General features: G+C 67.7%; 20 protein-coding genes. 12 read left to right on the top strand and 8 right to left on the bottom strand.

The window, feature by feature from the left end:
- The first annotated feature begins 1 nt into the window (after position 1).
- Positions 2–2,155, top strand: a complete 2,154-nt coding sequence (locus GTH22_RS01170) for a tetratricopeptide repeat-containing sulfotransferase family protein (RefSeq protein WP_252942717.1) — start codon at positions 2–4, stop codon at positions 2,153–2,155.
- Between the two features lie 18 nt (positions 2,156–2,173).
- Here the strand turns inward: GTH22_RS01170 and GTH22_RS01165 are convergent, their stop codons facing one another.
- Positions 2,174–3,445 (bottom strand): MFS transporter, encoded by a 1,272-nt coding sequence (locus GTH22_RS01165; protein ID WP_252942716.1) that lies wholly within the window; start codon positions 3,443–3,445, stop codon positions 2,174–2,176.
- A gap of 173 nt (positions 3,446–3,618) precedes the next feature.
- On the opposite strand from GTH22_RS01165, the gene thrS reads away from it, so the two are divergent.
- The 5 genes from thrS (at position 3,619) to GTH22_RS01140 (ending at position 8,435) form a co-directional block, all read left to right on the top strand.
- Positions 3,619–5,601: a threonine--tRNA ligase gene (thrS, locus tag GTH22_RS01160; protein ID WP_252942715.1), complete on the top strand. Its 1,983-nt coding sequence runs from the start codon at positions 3,619–3,621 to the stop codon at positions 5,599–5,601.
- A 344-nt stretch (positions 5,602–5,945) separates the two neighbouring features.
- Positions 5,946–6,248 (top strand): DUF2282 domain-containing protein, encoded by a 303-nt coding sequence (locus tag GTH22_RS01155; RefSeq protein WP_252942714.1) that lies wholly within the window; start codon positions 5,946–5,948, stop codon positions 6,246–6,248.
- 59 nt (positions 6,249–6,307) lie between these two features.
- Positions 6,308–7,174 (top strand): DUF692 domain-containing protein, encoded by an 867-nt coding sequence (locus tag GTH22_RS01150; RefSeq protein WP_252942713.1) that lies wholly within the window; start codon positions 6,308–6,310, stop codon positions 7,172–7,174.
- Positions 7,171–7,872, top strand: a complete 702-nt coding sequence (locus GTH22_RS01145) for a DUF2063 domain-containing protein (RefSeq protein ID WP_252942712.1) — start codon at positions 7,171–7,173, stop codon at positions 7,870–7,872. Before GTH22_RS01150 ends, GTH22_RS01145 begins: the two co-directional genes overlap by 4 nt.
- Positions 7,869–8,435: a DoxX family protein gene (locus tag GTH22_RS01140; RefSeq protein WP_252942711.1), complete on the top strand. Its 567-nt coding sequence runs from the start codon at positions 7,869–7,871 to the stop codon at positions 8,433–8,435. The genes GTH22_RS01145 and GTH22_RS01140 overlap by 4 nt, the downstream gene beginning before the upstream one ends.
- Before the next feature lie 129 nt (positions 8,436–8,564).
- On the opposite strand, the gene GTH22_RS01135 is transcribed toward GTH22_RS01140, so the two are convergent.
- Positions 8,565–8,879 (bottom strand): arsenate reductase family protein, encoded by a 315-nt coding sequence (locus GTH22_RS01135; RefSeq protein ID WP_252942710.1) that lies wholly within the window; start codon positions 8,877–8,879, stop codon positions 8,565–8,567.
- 202 nt (positions 8,880–9,081) lie between these two features.
- On the opposite strand from GTH22_RS01135, the gene GTH22_RS01130 reads away from it, so the two are divergent.
- A complete protein-coding gene (locus GTH22_RS01130) occupies positions 9,082–9,288 on the top strand; it encodes a cold-shock protein (RefSeq protein ID WP_252942709.1) in 207 nt (68 codons plus the stop codon).
- 91 nt (positions 9,289–9,379) lie between these two features.
- On the opposite strand, the gene GTH22_RS01125 is transcribed toward GTH22_RS01130, so the two are convergent.
- From GTH22_RS01125 to GTH22_RS01100, 6 genes are all read right to left on the bottom strand, one after another.
- Complete coding sequence (locus GTH22_RS01125) at positions 9,380–9,685, bottom strand: hypothetical protein (protein WP_252942708.1); 306 nt, start codon at positions 9,683–9,685, stop codon at positions 9,380–9,382.
- A 116-nt stretch (positions 9,686–9,801) separates the two neighbouring features.
- Entirely contained in the window at positions 9,802–10,872 is a 1,071-nt protein-coding gene (modC, locus tag GTH22_RS01120; protein WP_252942707.1) for a molybdenum ABC transporter ATP-binding protein, read from the bottom strand.
- On the bottom strand, positions 10,869–11,561 hold the full coding sequence (modB, locus tag GTH22_RS01115; protein ID WP_252942706.1) for a molybdate ABC transporter permease subunit: 693 nt from the start codon (positions 11,559–11,561) through the stop codon (positions 10,869–10,871). Before modB ends, modC begins: the two co-directional genes overlap by 4 nt.
- The gene (gene modA, locus GTH22_RS01110) at positions 11,558–12,265 is read right to left on the bottom strand and encodes a molybdate ABC transporter substrate-binding protein (protein WP_252942705.1); all 708 of its coding nucleotides are present in this window, start codon (positions 12,263–12,265) and stop codon (positions 11,558–11,560) included. The genes modB and modA overlap by 4 nt, the downstream gene beginning before the upstream one ends.
- Positions 12,266–12,356: 91 nt before the next feature.
- On the bottom strand, positions 12,357–12,833 hold the full coding sequence (locus GTH22_RS01105; protein ID WP_252942704.1) for a dihydrofolate reductase: 477 nt from the start codon (positions 12,831–12,833) through the stop codon (positions 12,357–12,359).
- Positions 12,833–13,666, bottom strand: a complete 834-nt coding sequence (locus GTH22_RS01100) for a thymidylate synthase (RefSeq protein ID WP_252942703.1) — start codon at positions 13,664–13,666, stop codon at positions 12,833–12,835. Before GTH22_RS01100 ends, GTH22_RS01105 begins: the two co-directional genes overlap by 1 nt.
- Before the next feature lie 216 nt (positions 13,667–13,882).
- On the opposite strand from GTH22_RS01100, the gene GTH22_RS01095 reads away from it, so the two are divergent.
- Genes GTH22_RS01095 through GTH22_RS01075 form a run of 5 tightly spaced genes read left to right on the top strand, consistent with a single transcriptional unit; the run spans position 13,883 to position 18,553 of the window.
- Positions 13,883–14,869, top strand: a complete 987-nt coding sequence (locus GTH22_RS01095) for a hypothetical protein (protein ID WP_252942702.1) — start codon at positions 13,883–13,885, stop codon at positions 14,867–14,869.
- A 3-nt stretch (positions 14,870–14,872) separates the two neighbouring features.
- Positions 14,873–16,264: a hypothetical protein gene (locus tag GTH22_RS01090; protein ID WP_252942701.1), complete on the top strand. Its 1,392-nt coding sequence runs from the start codon at positions 14,873–14,875 to the stop codon at positions 16,262–16,264.
- Positions 16,264–17,166: a DUF817 domain-containing protein gene (locus GTH22_RS01085; RefSeq protein ID WP_371928306.1), complete on the top strand. Its 903-nt coding sequence runs from the start codon at positions 16,264–16,266 to the stop codon at positions 17,164–17,166. Before GTH22_RS01090 ends, GTH22_RS01085 begins: the two co-directional genes overlap by 1 nt.
- Positions 17,163–17,759 carry a DUF1287 domain-containing protein gene (locus GTH22_RS01080; protein WP_252942700.1) on the top strand — a complete coding sequence of 199 codons (597 nt, stop codon included), beginning with the start codon at positions 17,163–17,165 and terminating at the stop codon, positions 17,757–17,759. Before GTH22_RS01085 ends, GTH22_RS01080 begins: the two co-directional genes overlap by 4 nt.
- On the top strand, positions 17,756–18,553 hold the full coding sequence (locus GTH22_RS01075; RefSeq protein WP_252942699.1) for a DUF1194 domain-containing protein: 798 nt from the start codon (positions 17,756–17,758) through the stop codon (positions 18,551–18,553). Before GTH22_RS01080 ends, GTH22_RS01075 begins: the two co-directional genes overlap by 4 nt.
- The last annotated feature ends 3 nt before the right edge of the window (positions 18,554–18,556 follow it).

Here is an 18,556-nt window from a genome sequence, read left to right as displayed (position 1 = left end):
GATGGCACAGGTATCCCCCCAGATCAAAACCCACTTCGCCGAGGCCCAGCAGGCGCAGGCGAGCGGCAGGTATGACGTCGCCAAGGCGCTCTACACCAAGATCCTGCGCCTCAACGAACGGCTCCCCGAGGTGCACTTTCACCTCGGACGGCTCGAAATGCAGCGTGGCGCGCCCAAGAAGGCGATCAAGCCCCTCCGCCGCGCCCTCGAGCTCAAGCCGACAGAACCCATGGTCTGGCGCCTCCTGCTCGACGCGCTGATCGCCTCGGGCGACAGCTCCGGCGCCGACACCCTCGTCCGCGCCGCCCAATCCGCGCCCCTCCCGCCCCAGACCGCCCGCGAGCTGGCCATCAAGGCCCGCACAGGCAATCGCTCCGGCGAGGCCCAGCTTGGCGGCGCCGATCCCGTCGCCTTCCAGCAGGCGGTGCAGCTCTTCGAGTCCGGCCAACACGCCGAGGCCGCGCAGGCCGCCGAGGCCCTGCACCACCGCCACCCCGCCGTCGCCCCCATCCTCGCCGTCCTCGGCGCCGCCCGCGCCGCCCTGGGCGAGATCGACGCCGCAGAATTCGCCTACCGCGAAGCCATCGCACGCGATGACAGCTACGCTGAAGCTCACCTGCAACTCGGCCAGATCCTCTACGTTCGCGGCAACTACGAGTCCGCCACCGCCCCGCTCGAACGCGCCTACGAGCTCACCCCCGACAACCCCCTCGTCGCCCGCTTCCTTGGCCTCACCCTCCTCCAGCGCGACCGCTACGCCATGGCCCTGCCCTTGCTCGAAAAGGCCGCCAAGGCACTGCCCGACGACGCCAGCCTCACCTTCGGCCACGCCCGCGCCCTCCAAACTCTCGGCCGTCACGACGAGGCCCGCACCCTTGTCGCCCCTCTCGTCGACGCCCCCGATGCGCCGCCGAGCCACCTCTGCCTGATGGGCGAAATCCTCTCCAGCCTCGAAGAGCAGGACGCCGCCCGTGCGCAATTCGACCGTGCACTTGCCACAAGGCCCGGCTTCGGGCCGGCCATTTCCGGCCTCGCCTGGATCGCCCAACAGCAGGGCAAGTTCGACCTCTCTGCCGAGTATTTCACTCAGGCCAGCGCCGACGGCACCATCGACGGGCGCCTCGCGCGCGCCTATGCATCCGGGCGCAAGATGCTTGCCGATGACCCGCTCCTGCCCGGGATCCAGGCCGCCTACGACGAGGGCACAGAGCTTCCCGGCAGCCGTGCCGACCTGACATTCGCGCTGGCCAAGGCCGCCGAAGATCAGGGCAAGACCGCAGAAGCCTTCGAAAAGATCTCCCTCGCCAATGCCCTCCTCAACGAGCGCTTTCCGATCCGCAGCCGCATGGTGCGCGACCTCTACCAGCGGGGCACCACGACCTGGAACGCCGCGCTCACGCCGGTCGCCCCCCAGGATGGCCCGCGCATGGTCTTCGTCACCGGCATGCCGCGCTCCGGCACGACGCTGGTCGAGCAGATCATCTCCAGCCACTCCACCGTCACCGGCGGCGGCGAGATCGGGCTGCTGAGCCGCGCCCTCGGCGACCGCCAGCGCCTCGCCATGGCCGAAGAGCGCAGCGTCTCGCCCTCCCAGCTTCAGGCCGCAGCCGGCGAGGTGGCAGAACAGGCCACCGCCCTCGCCTCAGGCGCCCCCGTGCTCACCGACAAGGCAATCCTCACCAGCTCCAACGCCGGTTTCGTGCCCCTTGTCTGCCCCGGCAGCCGCCTCATCGTGGTGCGCCGCGACCCGCGCGACAACTGCCTGTCGATGTTCAAGAACCGCTTCCGCGATGGCACCCACCGCTACACCACCGACCTCGAGGAACTGGCGCACAACTATCTCGCCCACCTCGAAGGCCTCGCCTTCTGGCGCAAACACACCCCCGATGCCTTCCTCGAAGTCCGCTACGAAGACCTCATCGCCGACCCCGAAGCCGGGGCCCGCGCGCTGGTCGACTATGCCGGGCTGGAGTGGGAAGACGCCTGCCTGCGCTTCTATGAAAACACCAGAACGGTCAAAACCCTCTCCGCCTTCCAGGTCCGCCAGCCGATCTATTCTTCCTCGGTCGGCGCGTGGCGAAAGTTCGAAAAGGAACTCGCCCCCCTGATCGACATCCTGCGCAAGGGCGGCGCCCTTGAGGAGTGGGAGGCCTAGGGCAGCGCCCCCAACGGCTCAAACCTCCTTCAACCGCCAGGCCAGCGCCGCGCCGCCAAGCGCCACCACGGCAAAGACCGCCAGCACCACGCCCGGCCCGGTCACCGCCGCCAGCGCGCCAAAGGCCCCGCCGCCCAGCAGCGCCACGCCCACCGTGGTGTTGGCGACCGCCGTGTAGCTCGCCCGGCGCTCCTCGGGCGCAAGGTTCACGAGGTAGGTCGAGCGCCCCACCCGCACCCCGCGATAGCTCACCATCAGGCCAAACAGCACAACCGGCGCGGCCCAGGCGGTGCCCATCGCGCCCTGCAACACCACCGCCGCCGCCAGAAATCCTGCCGCCACCGCGCCCGAAATCGCCAGCACCAGCCGCGACGAACGGTCCGCCAGCCGCCCCCAGATCCAGCCCGATACCAGCCCGGCCAAGGCCGATGCCGCCAGCATCGCGCCCAAGGCGCCCCAGCGGTCATCGCCCGCATCCCCGGCCAGCATCACCAGATAGGGCGGGGCCAGCGCCGTCGGCAAAAGCAGCACCCGCGCCAGCACGAAGCGCCGCAGATCCGCCACCTCGCGCAGCAAGCGCAACTGCCCCAATCCGGTCGCCTCGCCCTCGGCATCGCCCGGGCGGTCCTCCTCGCGGATCGTCGCAAAGACGAAGGCCGCCGCAAGCCAGCCCACGCCCGCCAGCGCAATCGCGCCCGCCACCAGCTGAAACCGCTCCACCAGCCCCAGCATGAGCACACCGGCAAAGACCAGCACTCCCGCCGCCGCCACGCTGGCCGCAAGCCCCGTCACCGTGCCCCGGCGCGGCTTGTCCACGGTCTTGCCCAGCACATCCTTGTAGCTCACCGAACACACGCTCCGCGCTACCGCCAGCACCGCCAGCGCAGCCACGATCACGAGGCCCGCCGCCCAGCCTTCCAGCAGCAGCGCCGCCGCGAGGATCACCAGAGCCGAAAGCCCCTGCCCCGCCGCGCCACCAGCCCAGGCCCATTTGCGCTGCCCCATGCCTCGGATCCGCGCCGCGGTGAACAGCTGCGGCACCAGCGCCCCGGCCTCGCGCACCGGCACCAGAAGCCCGGTCAGCACCGCCGGTGCCCCGAGCGCGCCCATCAGCCAGCTCAGCACCAGTTTCGGATCAATCAACCCGTCCGCCAGCTTGGAAAGCGACAGCGCAGCCCCATGGCGCAGAAAATTCCCCGCCTCGGCCTCCCGCGCGGCTTCGGTGATATCCTCCGCCTCGGCGCGGCTCTCTTCGGTCAGCGCATCGAAGGCGCTCTCTGCAACAGTCATGCAACCTATACGCCCTAACGCCGCCCCGGTTCATTTTCTTGCCAAAAATACTCAATCCCGCCCGCGCCATCGGCCCGACAGTTGACACCGCCCGCCCCGCCCGCCAAAGAACCCTCACGACATAACCCGCAACCGGGCGTTCCGTGGGCGCCAAACCGACGAGGAGAGCCGCAATGGCCCAGATCTCTCTCACCTTCCCCGATGGCAATGCACGCAGCTTCGAAGCCGGGATCACCCCCGCCGAGGTCGCCGCCTCCATCTCCAAATCCCTCGCCAAATCCGCCATCTCGGCCATGGTCGACGGCAAGCACCATGATCTCGCCTGGCCGATCGAGGCCGATGCCCAGATCGCCATCAACACCATGAAGGACGACGCCCCCGCGCTGGAGCTGATCCGCCACGACTTCGCCCATGTCATGGCCCGCGCCGTGCAGTCCCTCTGGCCCGACGTCAAGGTCACCATCGGCCCGGTGATCGAGAACGGCTGGTACTACGACTTCGACCGCGCAGAGCCCTTCACCCCCGAAGATCTCGGTGAGATCGAAAAGAAGATGAAGGAAATCATCAACAAGCGCGACGAGGTCCGCACCGAGGTCTGGCCGCGCGACAAGGCCGTGGCCCATTACGAGGCCAACAACGAGCCCTACAAGGTCGAGCTGATCGAGGCGATCCCGGGCGACGAGCCGCTGCGGATGTACTGGCACGGCGACTGGCAGGATCTCTGCCGCGGTCCCCACCTCCAGCACACCGGCCAGCTTCCGGCGGATGCCTTCAAGCTGATGTCCGTCGCCGGGGCCTACTGGCGCGGCGATTCCAGCCGCCAGATGCTCCAGCGCATCTACGGTGTCGCCTTCAAGAACCGCGAAGACCTGAAGGCCCACCTCACCTTCCTCGAAGAGGCCGAAAAGCGCGACCACCGTCGCTTGGGTCGCGAGATGGACCTCTTCCACATGCAGGAAGAGGCCCCCGGCCAGGTCTTCTGGCACCCCAACGGCTGGACGATCTACACCGCCCTGCAAGACTACATGCGCCGCAAGCAGCGCGCCGGCGGCTACCGCGAGATCAACACGCCCCAGGTCGTCGACCGCAAGCTCTGGGAGGCCTCCGGCCACTGGGACAAATACCAGCACCACATGTTCATCGTGGAGGTCGACGAAAGCCGCGACGGCGAGAACGACGATGCGACCAAGGCCAAGAACAAGGACCAGACCCGCATCAACGCCCTGAAGCCCATGAACTGCCCCTGCCACGTTCAGGTCTTCAACCAGGGCCTCAAAAGCTACCGCGACCTGCCCCTCCGCCTCGCCGAATTCGGCTCCTGCTCGCGCTTCGAGCCCTCCGGCGCGCTGCATGGCATCATGCGCGTGCGCGGCTTCACCCAGGACGACGCCCACATCTTCTGCACCGAGGACCAGATCGAAGCCGAATGCGCCCGCTTCATCGACTTCCTCGCCAACATCTACGAAGAACTCGGCTTCCCCGAATTCGAGATCAAGTTCGCCACCCGCCCCGAAAAGCGCGTCGGCGCCGAGGAGTCGTGGGACTACGTCGAAAACGCCCTCGAATCCGCCATCAAGGCCGTGGGCCGCGACTATACGCTCGAGCCGGGCGACGGCGCCTTCTACGGCCCCAAGCTCGATTTCTACCTGACCGACGCCATCGGCCGGGTCTGGCAGTGCGGCACCTTCCAGGTCGATCCCAACCTGCCCGAGCGCCTCGGCGCCAGCTACATCGGGCAGGACGGCGACAAGCACCGCCCCTTCATGCTGCACCGCGCCACGCTGGGCAGCTTCGAGCGCTTCGTCGGCATCCTGATCGAGAACTGGGAAGGCAAACTGCCCTTCTGGCTCGCCCCCCGTCAGGTCGTCGTCGCCTCGATCACGTCGGAGGCCGATGATTACGTCAACGAGGTCGTCGCCGCCCTCACCGCCAAGGGCATCCGCGCCGAGGCCGACATTCGCAACGAAAAGATCAACTACAAGGTCCGCGAGCACTCGGTCGGCAAGGTGCCCGTCATCCTCGCCTGCGGGGGCCGCGAGGTCGAAGAGCGCACCGTCTCCGTCCGCCGCCTCGGCGAAAAGCAGACCGCGGTGCAGAGCCTCGACGAGATCGTCGCCACCCTCGCCGAAGAGGCCACCCCGCCTGATCTGCGTTGAAGCTGCCGTAACATCCCTGACAGCCACGTGAGCGCCGCCCTGCACCCCGCCGGGCGGCGCTTTCATTTTGTAACCATATGTCGGCCCCTCACGGCTTCGTGGGGGCAAATGTTACAAAACAAAGCAACAAGCTCACGAGAAAAGCCAAACCTTTTCAGCGACTTGCTCATTTACCTCAAGTTTTCTGCACCGCAAAAACCACGCCCCGTCATAACGCCCGCGTGTGTTCACAGGCCTGTCAATGGCGCGTGAGCGCCCCCGGCAACTAGCTTTTTGACATCCCCGGATGGATGACCCGGGGCCAAGACAAACCGAAATAAACCAACCAACCCAAGGGGATACTCATGTCCAACACTGTGAAGACTCTCGCCGTCGCCGCTTCTGTCGCCGCTGCAATGGCCGCCGCCGGCACCGCCTCGGCCCAGAGCCAGGAGAAGTGCTTCGGCGTTTCCATGGCTGGCGAAAATGATTGCGCCGCCGGTCCCGGCACCACCTGCAAAGGCACCTCCACCGTCGACTACCAGGGCAACGCCTGGACTCTGGTGACCGCCGGCACCTGCGCCGACATCGAGCTGCCCGCCATGGCCGACGGTTCGGCCCGCATGGGCTCGCTCGAAGCCCTCGAGCGCGACCTGCCCGCCTCCTGAGCCCTTTGCGCCCGGCCTTCCGGGGCCGGGCGCACCCCTTCCAGCAACGGAGCGAGCGAATGTCCGGCGCAGCATCCGATTTCCGCCTCCCCGCCGGGGTGGGCGTGGGCTACAAGGCCCAGCATTTCAATGACTTGGTGAGCGATCCGGGCTGCGTGTCCTGGCTCGAAATCCACGCCGAGAACTACATGGGCGACGGCGGCCGCCCCCTTGCCCAGCTTCGCCACCTTTCCGAGCGCTTCCCGATTTCCGTCCATGGCGTCGGCCTCTCCATCGGCGGCGAGGCCCCGCTGGACCCCGACCACCTCGCCCGCCTCAAGCACCTCTGCACCTGGCTCCAGCCCGCCTCCTTCTCCGAACACCTCGCATGGTCCACCCACGAGGGCGCCTTCCTGAACGACCTGCTGCCCCTGCCCTACACCGAGGCCACCCTCACCCGCGTCTGCGAGCACATCGACCAACTGCAAGCCACAATCGGCCGCGCCATGATGCTCGAAAACCCCTCCACCTACCTCGCCTTCACCTGTTCCGAGATGGAAGAAACCGACTTTCTGGCCGAAATCGCCCGCCGCACGGGCTGCGGATTGCTGCTTGATGTCAACAACGTATACGTCGCTTCTACCAACCAGCAGCGCGCGCCGCTTGACTATATCGAACATTTCCCGCTTTCCGCCGTCCACGAGATCCACCTCGGCGGCCATGACGAGCAGGCCGACGAGCATGGCGACCGTCTGCTGATCGACAGCCACGATGCCCATGTCGTCGATCCGGTCTGGCAGCTCTACCGCGACACCATCCGCCGCGCCGGTCCCCGCCCCACGCTCATCGAATGGGATGCCGACATTCCCCCCTTCCCCGAGCTGGAGGCCGAGGCCGCCCGCGCCGCCGCCATCCTCGCCCCCGAGCACAGCAGCGTGCCGGCATGACCCAATCGGCCTTTCACACTTCCCTCCTCGCGCCAGAAGCCCCGGTCCCCCAGGGCCTTGTCGACCCAAAAGGCCGCCCTGCCGGCAAGCGTTTCGACGTCTACCGCAACAACGTCGTCGTCTCGCTTTCCGAAGCCCTGGCAGAGGCCTTCCCCGTGACGCAAGCCATTGTCGGGGCCGAGTTTTTCACCGCCATGGCAGGCCACTACGTGCGCCAGCACCCGCCCCGTGACCCGCGCATCGCCACATGGGGCGCCAGCTTCGCGCCCTTCCTCGAAAGCTTCCCCCCGGTCGCCCACCTGCCCTACCTCCCCGATGTCGCCCGGCTCGAACAGGCCCTGCGCGAGAGCTACCACGCCGCCGACAGCACCCCCGTCGCGCCTTCCCGCATCACCCCGCAGGCCCGCTTCGCCCTCGCCCCCACCGTCCGCCTCGTGCAGTCGCCCTACCCGATCCACGCCGTCTGGGCCTTCACCCGCGGCGAGGGGCCCAAGCCCGAGCCGCAGGCGCAATCGGTGCTCGTCACCCGCCCCGGCTTCGATCCGCAGCTCACCCTGCTCGCGCCGCAGGCCCCCGCCTTCCTCGCCGGTCTTGCCGCCGGTGAAACCCTTGAAGAGGCCACGCCCGACGGCTTCGACATCACCGCAACCCTCACCGCCCTGCTGACCGGCGGCGCACTCACGGAGCCCCAGCCATGATCCGCCTCCTCCGCCTCTACGACACCGCCACCGCCCAGCTCGAAGCCGCCGCGCCATGGCTCCTGCCCTCCCTCGCCCGCCTCGTCTTCACCGGGGTGCTGATGGTCTATTACCTCAACTCCGGGCTGGCGAAATTCGGCGAGGGCGTGCTCGGCCTCTTCCGCCCCGACGCCGGGGCCTATGTCACCATCTTCCCCAAGGCGATGGAGGCGGTCGGCTACGACATCTCGCAGCTCACCCTCTTCCACTGGGCCGTCACCCTCGCCGGAACCTGGGCCGAGGTGCTGCTGCCCCTCGCCATCGTCCTCGGCCTCTTCACCCGGCTGGCCGCGCTGGGGATGATCGGCTTCGTCTTCGTCCAGAGCGTGGTCGACGTTTACGGCCACGGCGTCACCGGCGACGACATCGGCCGCTGGTTCGATGCGCCGTCCAATGCGCTGCTGCTCGATCAGCGTGCCTTCTGGGTTCTCACCCTCGGGGTTCTCGTGCTGCGCGGCGCCGGCCCGGTCTCGCTCGACCGGGCGCTCACCACCTTCCGCCCCGCCAGTCCTGCGCCGGTGTAGGCGCGCGGTGGGTTAACCCCGCGCCGTCTTGCAAAAATGCCGTATGCACAGGGTGTGCACAGGATGTGTACGCAATGTGCCTGTGACATTTTTGCGGTTAACGCCGCTCCGGCGCCCGCGTCCCGGCATTCATGCAAAGCCAAGTTCGGCCCGCACCTCCGGCCCCCAGCCGAGCCAGAGCTGCCCGTCCCTTTCCACCACCGGGCGCTTCATCAGCGTCGGGTGCTCCGCCAGAAGCGCCAGCGGCTCACCCGCCCGTTCCGCCTCCGACAACCCCCGCCAGGTGGTCGACTTCCGGTTCACCAGCGCCTCCCCGAAGGCCGCCCAGAACCGCTCCAGCTCGGCAGCCGTAAGCGGATTTTCGCGCACGTCCACAAGCGCCGCCCCGCTGGTTTTAACTGCTTTTCGGCAGGTATCGCAGGTTTTTAACCCGTATATTTTCATCGCATTCGCCTCTTTTTCGGCCAAGCCCCGCGAGAATCCCCCAAGGGCCATTGCTTTGTCTTGCGTTTTTTACATCGCACCACAATCCTCAAGACACGGAGACTTCACGACCGATACTGCCTCAGATGCGGACCGGAAGATTGAAGACCGGACTGCATACGGCCCGCAGGTTAAGGGCCGGGATTGAAGAGGGAGAAACGGAATGCCCACCGGCACCGTGAAATGGTTCAATACGACAAAGGGTTACGGGTTTATTGCGCCCGATGGCGGCGGCAATGATGTGTTCGTTCACATCTCCGCCGTAGAGCGGGCAGGCCTCACCGGCCTTGCCGATAATCAGAAGATCAGCTTCGAGATGGTCCCCGGCCGCGACGGCCGCGAAAGTGCGGGCGACCTCAAGCTGCTCTAGGAGCACACCGGGGCCAAGCCCCCGGAACTGAACATGAAAAGGCCGCCGGGGTCACCCCGTCGGCCTGGTCTCTCTCGCCCCGAAGTCGGGTTCACTCGTCGGGCGCAACGCCCTTGCCGCCGTGCCAGACGTAACCGTCACGCCCCGCCGCCTTCCGGCGCACCACCGTCTTGCGCCGCACCGGCGCCGGGGTGGCCTTCATCGAGGCATAGCTCACTTTCTGGTTCGGGGTGCCGCAGCAGATCACGCCGCTGATGGTGATCGGCTGAAGCCCCGCAGGGCAGAAATTCTCGCCCGGATAGGCATAGATCCGAGGCGCATCCGGCGCCCCCTGGGCAAAGGCCGCGCCCGCTCCAAGGATAAGCCCCGCCGTCGCCATCAAAACACTTCTGCGCATAAAAACCCCCATTGCCCGCCCTATTGCGTGGCCGGAAAAAGCCAATTCCGCCACAGTGTTACCGCGTTCTCGCCACAATTCAATTTCCGGAATGGAAACAGTGCGTTCACGCAGGCTCAGGCCACGCTCTCCGGCGCGACCGAAACCGCCTTCAGCACGGCAAAGACCTCGCGCCCCGGCGCCAGCTTCAGCGCCTCGGCAGAGCGGCGGGTGATCCGTGCCAGCAGAACCTGCCCGCCCGCATCGAGCCGCGCAATCGCGCCGGGGCCGGTGCCCATCCGCAGGTCGGTCACCACCGCCGGCCAGACGTTGAGCGCCGAGATCCCGCGCGGCGCCTCGGTGGCCAGCATCACGTCCGCCGCCTGGATGTGAACCCGCAAAACCGAGCCTTCCCAATGGCTTACCGCCGGAAGATAAAGTGTCAGCCCGCCCGCCTCCAGCTCGCTCAGCCCGTCAGAATGATGCGCGACCACACGCGCCTCCAGCACCGTGCCCGCCGCCCTCGGGCCCAGCGGCATCACCTGAGGGTCGCCCAGCACATCCGCCGCCGGCCCCTGCCGCACGGCCTTTCCGCCGTCCAGTGCCACCACCGTCGTCGCCAGCCGCGCCACTTCCGCAGGGGCGTGGGACACGTAGAGCACCGGCACCCCCATCTCGTCCCTAAGCCGCTCGAAATAGGGCAAAATCTCCGCCTTCCGGGCCTCGTCCAGCGCGGCAAGCGGCTCGTCGGCCAGCAGCATCCGCGGCCCCGCCATCAGCGCTCGACCGATCGCCACCCGCTGCCGCTCGCCGCCCGAAAGCGCCCCCGGCCGACGCCCCAGCAGAGGCCCGATCCCGAGCATCTCCACCACCCGCGCCTCCTCAGGCCCGGTCTTCGAAAACCAGCGCCCATAGCGCAGGTTCTGCGCCACGGTGAGATGCGGAAACAGCCGCGCATCCTGAAAGATACAGCCCATCCGGCGCCTGTGCGGCGGCAGGTTCACCCCAAGCGCGCTGTCAAACAGCACCTCGCCATCCACCGCAATCCGCCCCGCCGCTGGGCGAGAAAGCCCGGCCACCGCGTTGATAATGCTCGTCTTCCCGGCCCCCGAGCGGCCATAGAGCACGGTGATCCCCTGCGGCGCGGCAAACTCCACCTCCAGCGCAAAGCTCCCCTGCGCCACCCTGATCGCCACCTCCAGCGTCATCGCCCGGCCACCCGCGCAGCAACCCGCCGCGCCAGCCATTCGCTCAAGAGCAGCGCCCCCATCGCCACCACCAGCGACACCACCACCAGCCGCCAGGCCGAGGCCTCCGCGCCCGGCACCTGCATGAAGTTGTGCACCGCCAGCGGCAGGGTCTGGGTTTCGCCGGGGATGTTGGACACGAATGTGATGGTCGCGCCGAACTCGCCCATCGCCTTGGCGAAGGCCAGCACCCCGCCGGCGATCACGCCGGGCAGGATCAGCGGCAGCGTGACCGTGGTGAAGACCCAGAACCGCGAGGCCCCCAGTGTCGCCGCCGCCTGCTCCAGCTTCGGGTCCACCGCTTCAACCGAGAGCCGTATCGCCCTGACCAACAACGGGAATCCCATGATCCCCGCCGCCAGCGCCGCGCCCGTCCAGCGGAAGGCAAAGACCACGCCGATCTCCGCCAGCGCCCCGCCCAGCCAGCCCCGCGTGCCGAAGGTCAGCAGCAGCAGGTAGCCGGTAACGACCGGCGGCAAGACCAGTGGCAAATGCACCAACCCGTTCACGATCTCGCGCCCCGGAAAGCGCCACCGCGCCAGCGCCACGGCCACCAAGATCCCCGGCGGCAGGGCAAAGAGCGTCGCCCAGAACGCCACCTTCAGCGAGAGTGCCACCGCCGCCCATTCCTGCGGGCCGAGCCAGCTCACTTCGCCACGACCCCAAAGCCATGGCGAGCAAAGATTTCCGCCGCATCAGGGGTTTGCAGAAATTCCATCAACGGCGCGCCCGCCTCGGAAAGCGCCGCCGCCGGGTAGAGGATCGGCGGGTGGCTCCCGGCCGGAAACCCGGCCACCACCGCCACCCCCGGCTCCGCCAGCGCGTCGGTCGCGTAGACGATCCCGAGCGGCGCCTCCCCCAGCGCCACCAGCGCCAGCGCCGCGCGCACGTTGTCGGCCTGCACAACGCGCGGCGCCACAGCCTCCCACAGCCCAAGACTCTCCAACGCCGCCTTGCCGTAGATCCCCGCCGGCACCGCATCGACCAGTGCCATCGCCACCCGCTCCGAGCCCTTGAGCTGGTCGAGCCCCGTCCGCGGGTCATCCGCGCGCGAGATCAACACCATGGAATTGCTCAGCAAATCGACGCGCTCCAAGGCCACGCCCTGCGCCTCCAGCCAGTCCACCCAGTCCGGGTTGGCCGAGATGAACAGATCCGCAGGCGCCCCCGCCCCGATCTGGCGGGCCAGCGCCGACGACCCGGCATAGGAGATCCGCACCTCCCCGCCGTCCCATGCCGCGACCACCTCATCGAGCGCGCCCTTCAACGAGGCCGCGGCAAACACCGTCACCTCCTGCGCAAGGGCAGGCAGGGCCAGAAGCCAGAGGATCGAAGCCAGAAAAACCCGTTTCATGCCGCGACCTTACCCCCGCCGTGCCAGCCCGGCAATCGACCCGGGCGTGCCACCTTCGTCGGGCGCGGCAAAGCCCGCCGGGCCGGAGACCTTAGCGCCGCAGCCACTCCCTGAGCACGCAGCGCGGCGCATCCTCGCGCAGTACCGTCTCCCCGGCCAGCCGCCAGTCTGCCGCGTCGAAATCGGGCATGAAGGCATCCGCGCCCTCCACCTCAAGCTCGACCTCGGTGATCAGCAGCCGGTCGGCCTGAGGCATGAAGGCCGTGAAAATCCCTTCGCCGCCAATGCCATAGACCCGACGGTAGCCCAGCTCATAGGCATAGTTCACGGCCACGTCGGGGCGGTGGAAGGTGTCCACCCCCAGATCGGTGCGCGACGAGACCACAAGGTTCAGCCGGTCCACCAGCGGCCGCACCGGAAGGCTCTCCCAGGTCTTGCGCCCCATTACCACCGCGCCGCCCAGCGTCTCGCGCTTGAAAAACCGCAAATCATCCGGCGCCCGCCACGGAATGTCGCCATCCTTGCCGATCGCCCCGTTCCGGTCGCGTGCAACGATCAGGCTCAGCATCAGACCGCCACCGGGGCCTTGATCGCCGGAGCCGGGTCATACCCCTCGATCACGAAATCCTCGAAGCGGAAGTCGAACAGGCTCTTAACATCCCGCGCCAGCCGCAGCTTCGGGGCCTCCCGCGGGGTGCGCGAAAGCTGCTCCTGCACCTGTTCCATATGGTTGGAATAGATATGCGCGTCCCCGATCGAATGCACGAACTCCCCCGGCTCATAACCCGTCACATGGGCCAGCATCACCGCCAGCAGGCCGTAGCTGGCGATGTTGAAGGGCACGCCCAGGAACATGTCGGCAGAGCGCTGATAGAGCTGCAAATGAAGCTTCCCGCCCAGCACCCGCACCTGCCAGAGCGTATGGCAGGGCGGCAGCGCCATCTCGTCCACCTCGCCGGGGTTCCATGCGCTCACGATCAGGCGGCGCGAGTCCGGCGTGGCCCTGATCCGCTCCACCAGCGTCGCGATCTGGTCCACCGAGCGGCGCTCGTAAAGCCGCTGCCCGTTCGCCACCGCATCGGTCGCCACGAGCTGCGGAAAATCGCGCCACTGGCGGCCATAGACCGGGCCGAGATCGCCGTTTTCATCGGCCCACTCGTCCCAGATGCTCACCCCGTTTTCCTTCAGATACCGGATGTTGGTATCGCCCGACAGAAACCACAGCAGCTCGTGGATGATCGAGCGCAGGTGCAGCTTCTTGGTCGTCACCAGCGGGAAGGAGTTGGAGAGGTCATAGCGCGTCTGCAGCCCGAAGGCGCTCACGGTGCCGGTGCCGGTGCGGTCGCTCGACAGCTCGCCGCGCTCCAGCACTTCCCTCAGGGCGTCCAGATATTGCTTCACCGATTCCCCCTACCTGCTGCCTGCGAGGCTCCTACCATATCTCGCGGCCCAACGAAAAGCGCCCGCTGTATATGGATGCCACCGTCCCAGGGCGATGGATCGGCAACGCTTTCCGCTTTCCCGGCCACATTACCTCACAAAACGTTGACACTTCCCCTGCACACGGGGAAATTACCGGCCAACAAAGAGCAGTCACCAATAAAGAACGAGATCGCCATGCGCTCCAGCCTTTCCGCCATTGCCCTCCTCGCCTTTCTCTCTGCCTGCGGCGGCGGGGGTGACGGAAACCCGGTGACGGGCGGCCCCGTACAGCCGGGCGAAGACAACGACTCCGGCACCGACAACGACTCGGCGATCACGACCGGATCCGATGTGCAACGCCTCGCCGGTAACGTGAAAGGGGTAACGCACTTCCCCCCCGACGCAACTCACCCCAACGGCTACATCGTGGTAGACAACCTGCCGTTCGACGGCCCGGAAGGTTCGGGCCTCGAGCGCTACACGCCCATGGGCTTCGCCCTCGTCAGTGGCTTCACCGCCTACGAAAGCGGCGATCCGACTGCCGAGACGAACCAGGTCAAATATTTCGCGGTCTACGGTGAAGGCGCCTATGCCACCGCCGCCGCCGTCGGCACCGGTGATTATCAGGACTTCGGCTACGGTGGCGCCCAATACACGCGCAACCAGGCTGGCACCCCGGTTGACTCCGGAGGACTCGGTGAAGCCGTCTACAACGGCAGCTACGCAGGCGTGCGCGTGTCCAACCACGGCAACTCGGCCGGCGACGTCAGCTTCACCACGGGCAACGCCACCATCGTCGTCGACTTTCTGGACTTCGAAACCACCGGCGCGATCCAGGGCAGCATCACCAACCGCCAGGTCTTCGCATCCGACGGAACGTCAAACGGAGAAGACCTCCCCGTCATCCAGCTCTCCGTTGCCTTTTCCGATAGCGCCGGCTTCATCACAAATGGCTCCGCCTCCTCGCAGGACCGGACCGGCACCAACGCTGGCAACACATTCGAGACCGGATCCTGGGAAGGTGCCTTCGCAGGCCCCAACTCCGAAGAGGTCGTCGGCCTGATCGTCATCACCGGACCTGCCACCGAAACCGGGCGCGACGTCAACGGCAACCCCGACGAGAATGTGGTCGATGAGTTCCGTGCGCAGGAAACCGGCGTTTTCATCGCCACGAACCCGTAAGCCATGGGCCCGGCCCGTGGCCTCTGCCTCCTGATCGGGCGCGTCCTGCTGGCCTGCCTGCTGTGCGCCGGACCGGTTGCTTCCCAGCCCGTAGCCCTCGACCCTGCCGAGGCGCGGCAAGTCGCGGCGCGCGCCGTGATCGCCGGCAAACCGGCCTTCGGCCTCGACGTGGCACAAGCCCTCCTCGCCCTCGATCCCCGCGACGTGGCCGCCGCCACCACAGCCTCCCGCGCCGCCCGCAGCCTGGGCCGCTACGACCAGGCGCAGGCCTTTGCCCGCCAGGCTTGGGAGGCCGCCGAAACCGAGAAAGAGCGCTACCACGCCTCCGTTGCCATGGCGCAGGCGCTGGCCTCCGACGGCAAGCGCACCCGCGCCCAGTTCTGGCTGCGCCGCGCCGCCGAGTTCGCCCCCACCGAAACCGCCCGCACCGCCGCCCAGCGCGACTTCACCTACGTGCGCGGCCGCAACCCCTGGCGCACCAACGTCACCCTCTCGCTGACGCCCTCCTCCAACATCAACAACGGCGCCGCCACCGACCGGATCGAGATCGGCGGCCTCGGCTTTCAGCTCTCCGGCGATGCGCAGGCGCTCTCGGGCACCGAACTCGCGCTCGGCGCCTCGACCGAATATCGCCTCCGCTCCGGCCGTCGCACCATCCTGCGCTTCGGCGGCTCGATCGAGGCCAAGCGCTACTGGCTCTCCGGCGATGCCAAGGAGCAGGCCCCCACGGCCGATGCCGACGATTACGCCTATACCTCCGCCGAACTCTCCTTCGGGGTCATGCGCGCGCCCAAGGCCCGTAAACCCGGTGCCAAGGGGCCCGCCTTCGGCCTGTTCGATGCCGAGCTGGCCATCGGCAAAAGCTGGTATGGCGGCGACCCGCTGCTCACCTACACCCGCGCCCGCGTCGGCCAGAGCTTCCGCCTCGCACCGCGCACCACCGGCTGGGCCGCGGCCCTTGGCGAGTGGCAGGACCGGATCGACAACCCCCGGAACTCGCTCACCTCCACCGAGCTGCAACTCGGCGTGTCGCACCGCTTCGACGCCGGCCGCCTCACCGTGATCGCCTCCGCCAAGGACGTGCAGTCCGACAGCACCCTCACCGCCCATTCCGCCACGCAGCTCACCGCCGCCTACCAGCTCGCCAAGTCGGTCTTCACCGCCCAGACCACGCTGTCTGCCGCCTTCGAGCACCGCGACTACGACGGCTCGCTCTTTGGCGAAGAGCGGCGCGATGACCGTGCGCGGCTGGGGGTGAAATTCTTCTTCTTCGAGGCCGACTACTACGGCTTCGCCCCCGAAGTCGGCGTGAGCTGGGAGCAGAACACCAGCACCGTCGACCTCTACAGCACCGAGACCTTCGGCATCACCTTCGGGCTGAAATCCACCTTCTGATGGACCCGCGCATCCACATAGATGGCGGCACCCGGCGGCTCGAGCGGGGCATGGGCGATTGGGCCCGCCGCCGCCTGCCGGGCTGGCTGGCCGATCTGGTCATGTTCACCCTCAAGCAGGGCTGGGCCGCGCTCTTCGGCGGGCTGCTGCTGGTGGCGATCCTCGCCACCAAGGCAATCTGGCAACCGGGCTGGGCCCTGGCGCGCTACGATTTTCTGGTGATCTTCGCGCTCTGCACCCAGGCCCTCTTCCTCTGGGCCCGGCTGGAAACATGGGAAGAGGCCAAGGTCATCGCGCTCTTCCACCTCACCGGCACCGCCATGGAGTTCTTCAAGGTGCAGGCCGGCAGCTGGGCCTACCCGGAGGTCGGCGTGCTGAAGATCCTCGGCGTGCCGATGTTCTCGGGCTTCATGTATGCCGCCATCGGCAGCTACATCGCCCGCGTCGCCCGGATCTTCGAAATGCGTTTTGCGCCCTACCCGCCGTTCTGGATGACGGTGGTGCTGGCCGTGGCGATCTACGTCAACTTCTTCGCCCACCACTTCCTGCCCGACATCCGCCTCGCCCTCTTCGCCGCCACGGTGCTGCTCTTCGCCCGCACCCGCGTCTGGTTCTACGTCGGCGAGCGCCCGCTCTGGATGCCGCTACCGCTCACGGCCTTTTTGGTGGCGCTGATGGTCTGGGTGGCCGAAAATATCGGCACGGTCACCGGCACATGGGCCTATCCGGGCCAGCACTGGACCGAAATGGTGAGTTTTTCCAAGATGGGGTCATGGTATCTGCTGCTCTTCGTCGCCTTCGTCACCGTCACGCTGGTGATGCGCGATTTCCTCTACCGCGCGCCCCAGAGCCCGCCGCGTCGGCCCCTGCCACACCTCGGAGACGAGGAGCCGGCGGTGTGAGGGCGCTGGCCCTGCTCGCCCTTCTGGCCGGGCCCGCCGCTGCCGATCCCGGCACCGATCTCGCCGCGGCCGCCCAGGCCCAGGTCGGCGTCACCACCATCTACGATCCCGCCTATGTCGGCCTCGCCTTTCCGGGCGGCGACCTGCCGCGCGAGCGCGGGGTCTGCACCGATGTGGTGATCCGCGCCCTGCGCGACGCTTGGGGGCTCGACCTTCAGGCGGCGGTGAATGCGGATATGAAGGCCGCCTTCGCCGCCTATCCCAAGATCTGGGGCCTGTCCTCGACCGACCGCAACATCGACCATCGCCGCGTGCCCAACCTCGAAACCCTCTTCACCCGCGCCGGGGCCGGGCTGCCGCTCGTCACCGATCCGTCCGCCTTCCGGCCCGGCGACGTGGTGAGCTTCCGCCTGACCGGCTCGGGCCTGCCCCACATCGGCATCATCTCGTCCAACTCCGCGCCCGACGGCACGCCGCTGGTCACTCATAACATCGGCGCGGGCGCCCGGACCGAAGACATGCTGTTCGATCATCCGATGAGCGGCCATTTCCGCCTCGGCGAGAGCGCCCGCACCTGGCTCGCGGCCCGATGATCTCTCTCGCTTCGCCTTCGCTCCTGTCGGGACTGCGCCGCAAGGCGCGCGCGGCAGGCCGCCTGCTCGGCACGCTCTCCGCCTGCGCCTTGCTCGCCCTTCCGGCTAAGGCGCAGGACAGCTGCCGCCAGTCCCTCGCCCTTGGTCTCGATGTGTCCGGCTCGGTGGATCTGCGCGAATACCGGCTTCAGCTCGACGGGCTGGCCGAGGCGCTCTCCGATCCCGAGGTCGCCGCCGCCCTGCTCACCGGCACCGACAGGCCGGTGATCCTCGCGGTCTATGAATGGTCCGACGAGAGCTTCCAGCGGCTCCTCATCGACTGGATCGCCATCACCTCGCCCGAAACCCTTGCGGGCGTGGCCCAGCGCCTGCGCGACACCCCGCGCCAACCTGCGCCGCATACAACCGCCATCGGTGCCGCCATGCTCTACGGCGCGGCGCTTCTGGCCCGCGCGCCCGCCTGCCCCAAGCGCACCATCGACCTTTCCGGCGATGGCAAGAGCAACACCGGCCAGCGCCCGCAGGACGTGCGCACCACCCCGCCCCTGGCCGGGATCGTGGTGAACGGATTGACCATCGGCGGCGAACCGGCAGACCACGCCGACCCGTCGCTGGCCGAGCTTTCGGCCTACTACAAGGCGCAGGTGATCCATGGGCCGGGCGCTTTCGTGATGACGGCGGAGAGCTTCGAGAGCTACGCCGAAGCCATGGCGCGCAAGCTCCTGAAAGAGCTGGAAGGTGCGCCGTTCGCCGCGCACTCGCCACAAGACAGGCACCTCGCCGCAAACCCCTAGCCG

It is taken from the genome of Oceanicola sp. 502str15 (assembly GCF_024105635.1).
Lineage (GTDB): Bacteria > Pseudomonadota > Alphaproteobacteria > Rhodobacterales > Rhodobacteraceae > Vannielia.
Note: the sequence above shows the minus strand (reverse complement) of the source record. Positions and strands in the feature narration are given on the sequence as shown.